10 protein-coding genes are annotated in these 13,609 nt (G+C 38.9%); 2 read left to right on the top strand and 8 right to left on the bottom strand.

Annotated features, from left to right (window positions below):
* Positions 1-209 precede the first annotated feature (209 nt).
* Complete coding sequence (locus I6F41_RS01885; RefSeq protein ID WP_011329111.1) at positions 210-536, bottom strand: SMR family transporter; 327 nt, start codon at positions 534-536, stop codon at positions 210-212.
* Entirely contained in the window at positions 533-871 is a 339-nt protein-coding gene (locus I6F41_RS01880; RefSeq protein WP_011329110.1) for a DMT family transporter, read from the bottom strand. The genes I6F41_RS01885 and I6F41_RS01880 overlap by 4 nt, the downstream gene beginning before the upstream one ends.
* Positions 872-972: 101 nt before the next feature.
* On the opposite strand from I6F41_RS01880, the gene I6F41_RS01875 reads away from it, so the two are divergent.
* Together I6F41_RS01875 and I6F41_RS01870 are read left to right on the top strand one after the other, a co-directional pair.
* Positions 973-1,875 (top strand): LysR family transcriptional regulator, encoded by a 903-nt coding sequence (locus tag I6F41_RS01875; RefSeq protein ID WP_011329109.1) that lies wholly within the window; start codon positions 973-975, stop codon positions 1,873-1,875.
* A gap of 173 nt (positions 1,876-2,048) precedes the next feature.
* On the top strand, positions 2,049-2,759 hold the full coding sequence (locus I6F41_RS01870) for a VC0807 family protein (protein WP_011329108.1): 711 nt from the start codon (positions 2,049-2,051) through the stop codon (positions 2,757-2,759).
* 62 nt (positions 2,760-2,821) lie between these two features.
* Here I6F41_RS01870 and I6F41_RS01865 read toward each other — a convergent pair whose 3' ends face one another.
* From I6F41_RS01865 to I6F41_RS01840, 6 genes are all read right to left on the bottom strand, one after another.
* Positions 2,822-4,561, bottom strand: coding sequence for a SulP family inorganic anion transporter (locus tag I6F41_RS01865; RefSeq protein WP_011329107.1), 1,740 nt, complete (start codon positions 4,559-4,561; stop codon positions 2,822-2,824).
* A gap of 153 nt (positions 4,562-4,714) precedes the next feature.
* The gene (locus I6F41_RS01860; protein ID WP_011329106.1) at positions 4,715-7,654 is read right to left on the bottom strand and encodes a TonB-dependent receptor; all 2,940 of its coding nucleotides are present in this window, start codon (positions 7,652-7,654) and stop codon (positions 4,715-4,717) included.
* 852 nt (positions 7,655-8,506) lie between these two features.
* Positions 8,507-9,022 carry a DNA starvation/stationary phase protection protein Dps gene (gene dps, locus I6F41_RS01855; RefSeq protein ID WP_182683941.1) on the bottom strand — a complete coding sequence of 172 codons (516 nt, stop codon included), beginning with the start codon at positions 9,020-9,022 and terminating at the stop codon, positions 8,507-8,509.
* A gap of 294 nt (positions 9,023-9,316) precedes the next feature.
* The gene (gene gss / locus I6F41_RS01850) at positions 9,317-11,185 is read right to left on the bottom strand and encodes a bifunctional glutathionylspermidine amidase/synthase (RefSeq protein ID WP_182683956.1); all 1,869 of its coding nucleotides are present in this window, start codon (positions 11,183-11,185) and stop codon (positions 9,317-9,319) included.
* A 120-nt stretch (positions 11,186-11,305) separates the two neighbouring features.
* Complete coding sequence (locus I6F41_RS01845; protein WP_011329103.1) at positions 11,306-11,902, bottom strand: DUF6515 family protein; 597 nt, start codon at positions 11,900-11,902, stop codon at positions 11,306-11,308.
* A gap of 248 nt (positions 11,903-12,150) precedes the next feature.
* Positions 12,151-13,494, bottom strand: coding sequence for an L-cystine transporter (locus I6F41_RS01840; RefSeq protein WP_182683942.1), 1,344 nt, complete (start codon positions 13,492-13,494; stop codon positions 12,151-12,153).
* Positions 13,495-13,609: the final 115 nt, after the last annotated feature.

Genomic DNA, 13,609 nt, shown 5'->3' with positions numbered 1-13,609 from the left:
ACTAGTGATAGCTTAAGCAAGCGGTGCGCTTTTAAGTTTTTATTTACTACTTTGTAGGTTGGCACAGCGCAACGTGTTACAAGTTATAGCGTTGCGCTATAAAATAGTCAACTAAGTTAGAAGTTTAGCCTAAAGTTAACTAAGGCAAAACAGCAGGAAAAACTAGCTTGAACTGCAGAGCACTTTAGCTAGTTTTTAATAAGAGGTATTTACGCGGGGCCAACTAATTGCATTGTCACAATAGATAAAATAAGTACTGCTAAACCAAAACAAACAACCCAGTTTAATTTATGACCAAACAACAACCAAGTTGCCAGCGCAGTACCGCTAATTGAAAGAGCTCCCCACGTGGCGTAGGCAATAAACAGTGGGATGCCTTGCACAGCGAGGGTGAGTAAGGCAAACGCGGCCATAATAAAAACAATGGCAAGTATGCCAAAGCGTTTATGTTTAAATCCGTGCGACATTTCTAAAAATACGTTGGCGGCAATGTCAAAAATTACTGAGCCAAGAATATAAAGCCAATATACTGTCATTGTTTTTGCTCTTGCATAGCGTGGCCGCTGTTAATTATAACAATGCCGATAATAGCTAATAAAAGTGCAAACATTTGGCCAATAGAAATAGCTTCGCCTAAAAATACAAATGACACAGATGCAATTAATATCATCCCCAAACCTTCCCAGAAGGCGTTAGCAAGTGCGATAGGAATTTTGCTGGTGGCTTGGCTAAGAGCAAGATAAGCTAAGCCAACCATTAAAGTTACAAATAAGCTACCTAATAGTAACTGGTCTTCGTTTACCAGCCACTTCATTACTGTTGTACCTATAACCTCAAGAGTTACAGCTATTATTAAATATATCCAATGCATTTTTCCTGCTCTTAATACTAAAACATTGTGCGTATAATACTGCTTATTATTTTTATACTATAATTGCTCAGAGTCAAAATAATTGACACTAAGGGGGCTTGATGAAATTAGAGTCGTTACAGTACTTTGTGATGATTGCACAAACCGGCTCTATTGCTAAGGCGGCAGCGCGCTTGTCGGTTAATCGTAGCACTATGAGTATGGCGCTATCGACGCTAGAGGATCAGTTGGGTACTGCGCTATTTATTCGCACTGGTAATAGTATGCAATTAGCCCCCGCGGGTGAAAAAATAATTGACGATAGCATTCGCTTAATTAACCTTGCTGAGAGTATTAAGCACCGCTGCCTGCACGATGACGAGCAACTGCCACACCGCTTAGTTATTGGCCGTGATGATGCTTTACCCGAAGCCTTTTGGCGCGAAATTATTCGCAGTATTCGCAAGCGCTACCCAGGTATATCGTTAGAAATGCACTATGCGAGTGCAAATGCGTTGCAGCAAATGGTTGAAGAGGGCTTTATGGACTTAGCTTGTTGCTTAGATCAGAGCTTGTATGCAAATACTCAGCTACCTTTACAAGTTTTGGGCTGGGTGGCATTGCATATGGTTATTGCCAAAGATCATCCGTTAACGCAAATGCGCTATGTAAGTAATGAAGACTTAGCCAGTGTGCCGCAAATTGCTTATTTAGATTTAAGCCAAAGTGACATTCAAACTAATGTATCTGAGCGTTACGATATTGCGTTAAGTAGCTTTGAGTTAATTAGGGATGCAATACGCGACAAGCTAGGTTGGGGTTATGTGCCAGAGCCATTATTAAAAGGGTTTCAACCACAAGAGGTGGCGCGCATTGCTCATGGCTATAATGTTTCGTGGCATGGGTATGTGGCTATATCGCAGCAAGTAGTTGAAAACGAGCAGCCAATAATTCGTGATATTCGCCGCCTTATTAGCGATCAGATGGTGGCTTTACCTGGCATCGATATGAGTTTGCCTGCGTAATAGAGGGCTGTTTGTGCACTTATACACAAAAAATAATTGCTCCCTTTCGGCTTTTTAATCAATACAAAAACGACAAGCTAGAATGGCGAAGGTATTGCGAGTATTATAGCCTTTGGCAGTAGCGAAGAGGTGCTCTTTTCGTCTTAGCAATAATATATTAATGGAAGTAACGAATGACAACCAGTGGTCAAAATAACAGTAAAGGTAAAAAAAACAATCCATTATTTGAGGTCGTTTTTAATATTATAGTGCCTTCAATTATTTTAATGAAGTTTTCGGGGCCTGAATATTTAGGAACCGTTGTAGGGTTAATTGTCGCGCTTATATTTCCTGTGGGTTACGGTATTTATGATTTTATTAAAGCACGCTCGTTAAATTTTATTTCATTATTAGGTTTTTTAAGTACTTTATTAACGGGTGGCATTGCGCTGTTTGAGCTTAATGTAGAATGGTTGGCAATAAAAGAAGCGGCTATACCGGGTATTATTGGCCTGACTGTTTTAATGTCGGGTTTTTTTGGTAAGCCATTATTGGCAAAGGTGCTGTTAAACTCGATTTTATTTAAGTTAGATGTAATTTACGATACGTTAGATGCGCGCGGTAATACCCAGCGTTTTAAGCAGCAAATTACCAAGGCTAATTATATTTTAGCGCTTACTTTTGCTTTTTCATCAACTATGAATTACGTGCTTGCTAAGTGGATAGTGACCAGCCCTGCGGGTACGGTAGAGTTTAACGAGCAGCTTGGTGAAATGACCTTGCTCAGTTACCCTATTATTGCTATTCCGTCTATGTTGGCAATGATTGGTATTTTCTTTTATGTGATTAAAGTAATTACTAAATTAACCGGCATGAAGTTTGAACAAATGGTTCATTCACAGTAATTTAAGTTACTAAGTTTTTAGTATAAAAGGCTTACAACTATGTGTTGTAAGCCTTTTTGCGTTTATAGCGGCTCGGGTTTTGCCTCATTGGTATGAGCTTCAAATAAGGCGACTTCGTCGGTAGGCTGGCTTACGCTATTTTTTTGTAGCGCAACATATAGATCGGAGTGAACATAAATGCCATTTTTACCCGATACCATTCCGGCAATTTCAAACCACGATAGAAGCTGGCGTTTTCTACCTGCTAGCTCAAGGCTAATGCCACGCTTTTTAAATATAACGTCTAAATCGGCAAGCATGGCCATAACGCTTAAATCTAAATGGGTAAAGCAAGGTACGGCATCAATAATAACGCATTGGGTATCGTCTTTTTGTTTTGCGTATTGCTCAAGTAATCTGCGTTTAAAGTAACTGGCATTAAAGTAAGTTAATGGCGAATTAAAGCGGTAAATAAATACCCCTTGCACGGCTTTTGCTTTATCGGTGGCATCTAAGCTTCTTACCACGCCTTTTATATCTACGCCTAATATGTTGTCGGTAGGGCGCATTACGGTGCGAATAAATTGAAATAAACCCAGTAATACAGCAAGCGTAATACCCGGAATAACACCAATAAACAGCACTGCAAACAAGGTGGCTAAGGCAAGGTAAAACGCCTGCTTATCTTTAAACTTTAGTTGCCATACCGCTTTTAAATCTAACAAATGCACAGAGGCAATAATAAGTACCACGCCGAGTGCTGCGCTAGGTATAAACTCGAGCGGGGCGGTTAAAAAAATAGCAATAATAGCAATAATAGTGGCGGCTATAATCGACACTAATTGCGTTTTACCGCCATTAGCGTCGTTAACTGCGGTGCGAGAGTCGGCGCCACTTACGGCAAAGCCTTGCGACAACGCAGAGGCGAAGTTGGCAATACCTAGGGCTCTAAACTCTTTATCTGCATCTATGTCGTAGCCATTTTTTGCGGCAAAACTACGCGCTGTTAGCATCATACTTACAAAGCTCACTATGGCTAAGTTAAGTGCCGGCACAACTAGTTCACGAATAATACCAATATCAAATACAGGGGTGTTAAATACCGGCAGTCCGCCGGTTACTGTGCCTATGGTTTTAATATTAAATTGCTCTAAATTAAAAAACCACACTAATATTGCGCCCAAGGTAATGGCAAACATTGATGCGGGCCATGTAGGCTTTAGTCGTTTCATAACAAAGTAAATAACCACAGTAAATAAGGCCATTAATAAAGTGGGAATATGGGTTTGTGATAAATAAGTGGGTACCCCCCCTAAGCGTTCAAGTAGGTATCTTTCATCAAAGGTAAAACCAAATACTTTAGAAAACTGACCCACAATGATAGTTATGGCTACACCGTTTAATAAGCCCATTAAAATAGGCTTAGATAAAAAGTCTGCTAATACACCTAATTTAAATTTACTGGCTATAAAACACCAAAAACCGGTCATGGCGGTCATGGTTACAACTAGCTGCCAGTGCTTAAAACTGTCGCCTGCGGCAAGCGGGGTAACTACTGCAGCTATAACTGCACAGGTTGCTGCATCGGGGCCAACTATTAATTGTTTTGAGGTGCCAAAAAGTGCATATAGCATCATGGGTAGTATGCAGGAATACAGCCCAACTGCAGCATTAACACCAGTTAACTGTGCATAAGCAATAGCAACGGGTAGCGCCACGGCGGCAACCGATAATGCCGCTCTTAAATCATCAGCAAACCATTGTCGTTCATAATGAAGTAAAGTATTTAAACCCGGCATAAAATTATATAAACGCGACAGCACTACCTTTCCTTATTAATAGTAATTGCTCTTTGATATTAAGTTTTATATTAAGATAAGTATAGCTAGGGAGTGGGTTTTTTATGCAATATAAAGCTACTTTTATTTAGGCATAAAAAAGCCTGCATAAAAGCAGGCTTTAGCCTTCAGGGAAAATTAAAATTTAGCGCGAATGCCTAAGCTATAACGGCGATCCGCCTCAGTGTACTTCCAAGCACCGCCTAGTTCAGATAGGTAGATTGAAGGTTCACCGGTTAAGTTTGTTGCGTTACCTACTAGGGTAAAGTTTTCGTTTATGTCCCAACTTGCAGAAAAGTCTAATTGGCCTCTGTCATCGCGGTAGTTATTACCATAAACAGTACCGTCTTGTGAAATGCTGCCGTTAGAGTTAATGTTTTCTACGCGTTTTTCGTTTTCAGTACTTAAGAAACCGTCACGGTAGTTATAAGCAAGGCGAGTAGAGAAACCTTCGTGTTCCCAAAATACTTGTAAGTTATAAGTGTTTTTAGAAATGTCTAATAGTGGGTTGCCGTTTGGCTGTTCGCTGTCTGCGTAGGTGTAGTTTGCATTAATACCTAAACCAGAAAACGCACCCGGCAGGCTTGTAAAGAACTGCTGGTAACCTACTTCAAAACCTTGAACAGAGCCGTTTTCACCGTTAATGTTTTTAACGGTATCGATGCCGGTAAGTCCTGCATCTCTAAGGCCCGCAACGTGATTAAAACCATCAGCATCTACAGGATAGTTAGTTGCATCAGAGTAAACCATATTATCTTGAGATACGCCGGCAGTATCAAGCTGACATACTTGGTTCCACTGTGTTACGTTTTGCAGTGCAGCGGTAGTTGATGAGGCAACACACGTGCTTTCGTTGCTTAAAAATGACTTAACATCTTTATAAAATAGTGCAAAAGACAATACGTTACCTTCGTCAAAGTAATGCTCTACAGATAAGTCGTATTGGGTTGCGCGGTATGGTTCTAAATCAATAGCTCCTTGAGTTGCACCGGTTCGGTCGTTATTTACGTCAAATGCAGGGCTTAGCTCGCTAAAGTCGGCTCTGCGCATAACTTTTGCCGCAGCAAAGCGAAATAGTGTTTCGTCTGAATAGTTATATGTCACGTTTAAGCTAGGTAAAAAGTCGGTGTAATCATTTTCACCCGTCACTTTTACACCGTTTTGGTAAACACTTGACTCAAGATCTGTTGTTACATAACGAGCGCCCACAATGGCTGTAACGCTATCAAAATCTAAATAAGCCGATATATAAATTGCAGCGGTGTCTTCAACTACATTTTTGTATGCGCTTTCTTGAAACTCTTGATTGTCGTGTAAGCTCCCAGTAGACGCTAAATTAGTGCCTGCTAATAGTTGTTGTAATTGAGCATACGTATTACTTGGGTTAGATAAGCCATTATAAGTAAGGAATGTTAATAGATCGTTTTGACCAGAGTGACCCAGTTGATTAAAAGAGTTATCGTGGCTCATAGTTGTAAAGCTGCCAGGGAACAGCGCGTTATAATCATCGGCCCATAAAGTTGCTAATGACCCATCTGAGTCGTTAATAGCGTTTTTATAAATATCTTTAATTTCTACTTTGTATTGTTCATATTCGTAATCACGTTTAGTAGCGCGAACACCTGCTTTTACTTTAGAGATCCAGTTTGCACTGCTTAACGGCTCAAACATTTCAATATCAAAACGAACCGCTGTTTCATCATTATTGGTTTTTCTATCTTCACTTTTGAATGTTCTTAATGCTAAGTTTTGTGGATTAGTAAATGCAGTTGGATCTGAGTGTATAATGCTTGGTAAGCGATTACCGTCTTGTGAAAATGCGCCATCATATAAATGGTTTACTAAATCAACACCGCCACTGGCTTCAAACGTCGATTTTTCGATTGGACGCAATGTAAATTCTGAGTCTGGTCTTATGCTTTCAGAGGATGCAACAGCAACTTCACCAGAAATTTTGATGCTATCGGTAAGACTCCATTCTGCACCAAGTGCATTTGAAAACGAGTCAGTATCACGAAAATCACTGTATGTTTTAGGAATACCAAATTCGTTAGTTAACGTATAGTTATTTACGCCGTTAGCGTCTTGTGTGGTGTTTGCATCTGTTGATAGTGAACCTGCTACACCTAAAATAGAGTTACCAGCTTGCTCACCAGAGCGCTTAGTACCACTTAAATCAAGGTATACCATGCCATTACCCGAGTGTGGTGCCCACTGAAGTGATAAATTTACAGCAGTACGTTCACGTTTCTCTACATATTGCTCAATACTGTGCTCATCTCTGACGATGGCGTTACCGCTTGGTGTGTTTCCTTCTTGAGCGTTAATTACTATGTCTTGAGGTTTTACGCGGCTAGACGTTTCGTCTTGGCGAATTTCGCGATCTTGATATGAAAACATAGCAATGGCACCAAACGTGCCCATTTCATCAAAATCCCAATTATTACCAACAGATCCACTGAAAATAGGCGCTACGTTTTCGGTTTTATCTGCATATTCTGCATCTAATGACATGGCCGCTGTTAGTTTATCTAATTCTAATGGGCGAACCGTTCTTAAACTAACCGTACCACCCAGTGCGCCTTCAATCATATCGGCAGTTGGCGACTTAACAACTTCTACTGTTTTTAAGAAACTTGATGGAAAATCTTGAAGGCTAATGCCATCACGAGAATCGCCAATAGTAGAGCGACCATTTAATTCAACCCGGTTTTGCGGTAAACCACGAATCGAAACACTATCACCCACACCAAAGTCAGAATTAATAGATACACCAGTAATACGTTGCAGGGCTTCGGCAATATTATTGTCTGGTAATTTACCAATGTCTTCAGCAACAACAGCATCAACAATACGACCGTCAGTACGTTTAAGCATTGCAGCTGCTTTCATACTGTTAAGAATTCCTTTTACTTCAATAACCTCTATGTTTTTATCTGCTGTGGCTGAGGTGTTTTCAGACTCTTGTGCAGCTAAAGTAGATGATGTCATTAAAATAAGTGCGGCCGCGCTAATAAGTGCAGGATTACTTTTATGTTGTTTATTGATTAGTGAGGAAGTAATTCGATTAAGCTTCATGTATCTCTCCCGTTTGGGTAATTGTGTGTTGATGATGCGCTTTGGTTTACCAATTTTTCAGCGTTTTACTTTTTTTTGGTAATGCGTAAAGTGTGGTTAAAATTAGTCCAATTAAGTTTTAATTTCAAGCTTTGTTTACCAGTAATGTGAATTTGGTATTACAATTTTGGTTTCTTTTTGTTTAATATTTAACAAATTTAACAAGTTATGTTTTTAATTTATTTTGTAATCGCAGTTAAAAAGTTTAATTTAATGTTGGTATATAGGTTTGTTATTGCTATTTATTAATTATAATTTTTAAAAGCAAGGTGAGTTTAACCTTACTTATTTGGGAAGATTGGGGTTTTAACCTATAAAAAAATTCATTGTTTTAGATAAGAAAGTGCTGATAAGTACCAAGGCGATAAAAAGAAATTAACTTACTGAGGGTGTATGAGGCGTTTATTTAAAATAAGAAATGTAAATTACTTACTGGTAATGGCTTTGTAGTTTTTATTTTAAGTTTAAAATGTAGTTGGTTAACCAATTTAGTTGCTAATATAAATAAAATATCGACTGGTAATAATAGTATAAAATTTAAATGCAGATGTACGAGGGGTTAATCGGGGGAAGTTCTTTTTTATGCACTTGCTGAGCGTGACATTATTTAATGGCTACTTGGGGGTAAACTTTTTAAGAGCAAAATGTAGATACTTTGCTATGTATGATGTGCAATTATTTTAGTAGGTTATTATTTTAGTAAGTTATTAGCACTTAAAAAGCCCGCATTATTAATAATGCGGGCTTTTCTTAATTTTAAATTATTAACTAACAATAAATATTTAGCTATGTATGCCAGTTATAATAGTGCACCTACTTTTGTAGTTCACCTGTTGATGATTCAAGGTGAGCACGAATAAACCATTGAAATTGCTCTAGCTCGGCTAGTTGGCTGGTGATCATATCCTCAGAAACCGGATCAAGATCAGCAAGCGTATCTATGGCTTTACGATGATCGCTATTAATACCGCTATATACATTATCGAGTGCAGTTAAATGCTCGGTAACGAGGGCTTTACCAATTGAGTACTCGTCCCATGTACGGCGATCAACAATTGATTTTGGCGTACCAACAGGTACTCCACCTAGCGTTGCGATGCGCTCAGCAATGGTGTCTGTCATTTCGCGTACAACCGCAACTTGTGGGTCTAGCATTTCATGCACGCCAATAAAATTAGGGCCAACTACGTTCCAGTGAATATGTTTAAGGGTAAGTTGTAAGTCAATTAGCGCAACCATACGATTGTCGAGTGTAGAGATAGTTTTTTCTGCTGAATCGTTACTCATACCTGGAGCGGTAAATTTAGCTGTTTTGTTACTATTACTCATAATTTCTCCTACTTAATTATTTTGCCTATTAATTACTATATGAACATACTTTACTTTATTTAAAGCAATCACCATGCCGAGAAGGGATTTTAAATAAAGTTGTTTATATACAATCAGATAGGGTTTTCAATATGAGGGGAAGAATGATGTTAAATATTACATATTTGAAAACTATGCACTTTTTTGTAAATTATGCACAGTGTAATAAATATAATAGCTAAAGGGCTTAGCTATTATATTTAATGCTAAGCCCTAAAACTAAGCCCGCAAAGTATTGTTTATTAATTTGACGAGTTATTCAATCCGCAGTGCCATACAGTCACTATTGCCATTAATAATCATGCTTTTATCGACTCGCACACCCGCACCAGAATATTTTCCTGCTGTGGTAAAACTGCATATTTGTACAAAGTAATCGTCTACTTTTGGTAGCGCAAATAATTGCTGATATATTTGCTCTTGGGATGCAAAGTGTCCGGCGGTTTCCTCAATGGTTTGTTGTTGCTGATCGACTAGTTGAATATTTGCTCCGCAGCGGCCAACAATGGGTTTTACTACATAGCCGGTTTGTAATAATTCATCACTGAGCTCAAACGCGGTATTGAGCAAATATTTATGATTAGGAAATAAACTCCACAGCACCGGTAAGATTGCTTTATTACTGGGGATCAGTGTCCATAGTGGTTCAAAAACCATGACATTTTTACGCAATAATACATCAGCCAACCGCGGGGTTGCTCCTGCTTGCCATTGCGGCTCAAAATTATGATTTTGAGCTTGATCAGCCTCGCATTCTTCACGAATTTGCTCAAGTGCAGTTTCCCACGACCAGGTTTTCCATACATAATTAAGTTTATTGCCATCGGCATCAATAATATTGCCAAAGGCATCCCAAGACAGAGTATTTAAACCAATAATAATTTTGCACTCAAAACCTGCTGCCGCAATTGTTTCTTTCATAAATAAAGCGTGGTAATGCTCTTCTGGCTCGTCATCTTGAAGAATATGAACTAAACCTTTTACTTCACTTTTTCGCCATGCTTTTACTAAGTCTTTAAATAAGTCTTGGCCTGCATCAATACCCGTTTTAACCCCAAAGTGCTTTGCCCATTTACCCTGAACTTTACCGCTTTCCATATAACACGAAGCGGAGTCGCAGTTGTATTCATACACTTTTAAGCCTGCGGGGGTTAGTGCAAAGTCAAAGCGACTGGTGATCAATTGATTTAAGCGGTTATCCCACGATTGACGAATTTTATTGAGTACTACTTCAGGTAAATTAAACTTTTTTAATAGCTCAGGGTGCTGTAACACATAATCGGTGGCATGCATAAATAAGCCATGCAGCTCATTAGTGGCGTGCTCAATGACTTGTTGGGTTGTGTGTGAAATAGTAAAGTAGCTATGTTGATCCTCTGCATTGGAGGTAAGCTTGTGGCCTTGCATCATGTCTACATAGGCGGCTTCGTCATCATTAGCAATATTTAACCATGACTTTGCAGCTTGGCCTGTATCGGCAATGTAATTAGATTTTATTGTAAATAAATCGGTGTTTATTTCAGTGGTAGGTTCTGCGTGTTCAATTTGATCAGTTTGGGTCATCCAGCCTAAAATAGTTGCATCGTTATAAGAGCATTCAATCCAATAGTCGCCATCTTTGGTTATTTTAGCTTTAAGCTCGCGGCACCAATTTTGACCTTGTGGCCATGTTTGATGGCCAACATTTTGCTCAGCAAGACGAATTTTATCAGGGTGAACTTCTACTACAATGGCAACATGGCCGGTTTCTTCAAACTCACCACCTTCTTCCCAAATAAGTAAACTACCAACTTGAGGGTGATGCTTTGCGCCATTTTTAAATGCTTGTAAGGGAAGTCTATTTTGGCTGTTAACTTCACGTACTGAGCGTAGCTCAAAAATATCGTAAGCCATGGCTATGTCATCAAAAATATAACCATGATTGAGATACATCCAGCGCCTAGCAAATTCAACGCACTGCCATTTATAACCCATATAAATGCCATCTAAATAACTGCGATAGGCACTGCGGTTAGGGTAAATGCTTTCGTCGGCAGAGTCATAGTCAGACGAGTAAACAGCAACATTACCAGGTGCGTAACCTAATAGTTCACCAAAATCACGAGCTGGAGTGCTAGTTTTCATAACAAGTTTGTTCAAAATAAAGGCCTATAATCTGCTGACTATAGGAGCGAAGTAGCTTGATAGCAAGATAAAATGCTATGCCCTTATTTAGGTTTTTATTTGCGACAGATAAAGACAGTATTAATTGAGTTTAACAGCGAGATATTTAATTACATCATCACTAACTTGCGGTAAAAAATAAATGTCATCATATTTAAAGTACTGCACCGAGCTAATAGTTACGGGCTTTGCTGCCGTTGGTAGCGAGTCGTAAAACAGCCCAAGCTTATAATTGTTGCTGTTATTTACTTTGATTGCTCGGTTAACCTGTATTTTAGGCGTATCTACTACTGTGTAGCCGTTATTTTCGGCAATATAATATACATTTTGATAGGTATAATAAGTGTTATTGCGATGCCTTAAACGTGAGTGGTATCTAGGCAGTGATCTAATATGTAAACCTCTTGGTGGCATTACCTCTCGATAGCCTCTGCTGTGTTTACGATAGTAAGTGCCATTATGGGTATTAAATACTGCACCATTAAAACGTACCGATACACTATTACTAGGAATATGACGTATCACTTTACCTGGTTTATGGTGTTTGTTATGTACATTTTGCGGATTTGCAAAGGCGTTACTTGAGAGCATAGTAAGTGTTAAAAACACTGCTAACAAAACAGTTAAGTTAATAGTGTTTAGCTTTATAGGTGTTAGTTTCACAGTTATTTGTTTCATAGTAATGTCTCGCTTATGTTTTTTATACATAACCGATATTAGAGCCTGAAACTGAATAGCAACTGATAGCGGCAGTAATTACACAAAGCTTTACATATGTTTACATAACTAAAATGCTTGTTGGTAGGGTTTTGAGCATGCTAGATGAGCAGAGAAGTGGTTGATTATGGGCTGTTTTGCGGGTTTTATATATAACTGTAGCGCAGTATAAAAAGCCCAGCAAAGCTGGGCTTAATTATTAATTAGTCTTACTGTGGCGTTTTCATTATTTTACTGGTGATCACACCTGAAGTAATAGAGCCTGACACATTAAGCGCAGTACGTGCCATATCAATTAATGGTTCTATTGATATAAGTAACGCAACAATTTCTATGGGTAATCCCATTGTTGGTAATACCACTAGCGCAGCAAAAGTTGCGCCGCCGCCTACACCGGCAATGCCAAAAGAGCTAATCACTACAATACCTATTAAGGGTAGAATAAACTCAAAAGTCATCGGGTCTATTCCCACACTAGGTGCAACCATCATTGCTAGCATTGCAGGGTAAATACCTGCACAGCCATTTTGTCCAATCGTAGCACCAAAAGAGGCTGATAAATTAGCAATAGCTGGGGGAACTTTAAGTTGGTTTACTTGTGTATCTATGTTCATTGGAATTGATGCCGCTGAACTGCGCGAACTAAAAGCAAAGGTCATTACTGGCCAAATCTTAGTAAAATAATGTTTTGGACTAACCCCAACTAGGCTTAACAGTATGCCGTGCACAACAAACATTAATAAAATAGCGACATAAGAGGCGATAATAAACGCCAATAAATTAAGAATGTCGTTACCACTTGAGTTTGCGACTACATTCGCCATTAATCCTGCAACACCGTAAGGCGTTAAAGCTATAACCATTTTAACTAAGCTCATTACAGTGGCTTGTAAAGCGTTTACACCAGTACGAATAGGCGCTGTAAGTTCGCTGCGCTCTATCATTACTTTACGTGCTGCAATGCCTATTAACACGCCAAAAATAACGACGGCAATAATAGAGGTTGAACGTGTATTACTTAAATCGGCAAATGGGTTTTCTGGAATAAAGCTAAGCAACATTTGTGGCACATTTAAGTTAGTAACATTAGCCGCTTTACTCTCTAAAGTAGTCATTTGTGCCGCTTCACGAGTGCCGGCCACTAATCCTTCTACGCTTAAGTTAAAGCCATAAGTAACCGCAATACCAACCAATGCAGCAAGGGCTGTGGTAACCAGTAAAATAGAAATACTTACAAATGAAATCTTACCTAAAGAGCCTTGGTTTTCAAGTTTGACTACCGCGGCAATCATAAACACTAATACCAAAGGCATAATGACCATTTTTAATAGCCCAACATAGCCTTTACCAACGACGGCAACCCAACTTAAAACATGGTTAATAACTTGGGGTTGTTCGGCAAATAAAAACTGTAAAGCCAAACCAAAAGCACTGCCCAGTACTAGGCCAAATAAAACGGTGCGTGATAACGTTTTACTTTTTTGCGAAAAAAGATAAATCGCGAATAACAGACCAACAAACAATGCCAGCATTAATAGTACAGCAAGCGACATAATATCCTCTTCATTAGCTGTGATTTAGCGGCGCACTTTAACGCTTTAAACTTATTTAAGAAAATACACTTTCGCTATGACTTAGAAGAAATTGTTATGTATTGCTAATATTTGG

Origin of the sequence: Pseudoalteromonas sp. SCQQ13 (genome assembly GCF_015864415.1) — a bacterium.
Taxonomy (GTDB): Bacteria; Pseudomonadota; Gammaproteobacteria; order Enterobacterales; family Alteromonadaceae; genus Pseudoalteromonas; species Pseudoalteromonas nigrifaciens.
Note: the sequence above shows the minus strand (reverse complement) of the source record. Positions and strands in the feature narration are given on the sequence as shown.

Excerpts from the sequence above, each read along its gene's own strand:
- I6F41_RS01870 (WP_011329108.1), top strand. The coding sequence starts at position 2,049 with ATGACAACCAGTGGTCAAAATAACAGTAAAGGTAAAAAAAACAATCCA.
- I6F41_RS01885 (WP_011329111.1), bottom strand. The coding sequence starts at position 536 with ATGACAGTATATTGGCTTTATATTCTTGGCTCAGTAATTTTTGACATT.
- I6F41_RS01840 (WP_182683942.1), bottom strand. The coding sequence starts at position 13,494 with ATGTCGCTTGCTGTACTATTAATGCTGGCATTGTTTGTTGGTCTGTTA.
- gss (WP_182683956.1), bottom strand. The coding sequence starts at position 11,185 with ATGAAAACTAGCACTCCAGCTCGTGATTTTGGTGAACTATTAGGTTAC.
- I6F41_RS01880 (WP_011329110.1), bottom strand. The coding sequence starts at position 871 with ATGCATTGGATATATTTAATAATAGCTGTAACTCTTGAGGTTATAGGT.
- I6F41_RS01845 (WP_011329103.1), bottom strand. The coding sequence starts at position 11,902 with ATGAAACAAATAACTGTGAAACTAACACCTATAAAGCTAAACACTATT.
- I6F41_RS01860 (WP_011329106.1), bottom strand. The coding sequence starts at position 7,654 with ATGAAGCTTAATCGAATTACTTCCTCACTAATCAATAAACAACATAAA.
- I6F41_RS01875 (WP_011329109.1), top strand. The coding sequence starts at position 973 with ATGAAATTAGAGTCGTTACAGTACTTTGTGATGATTGCACAAACCGGC.
- dps (WP_182683941.1), bottom strand. The coding sequence starts at position 9,022 with ATGAGTAATAGTAACAAAACAGCTAAATTTACCGCTCCAGGTATGAGT.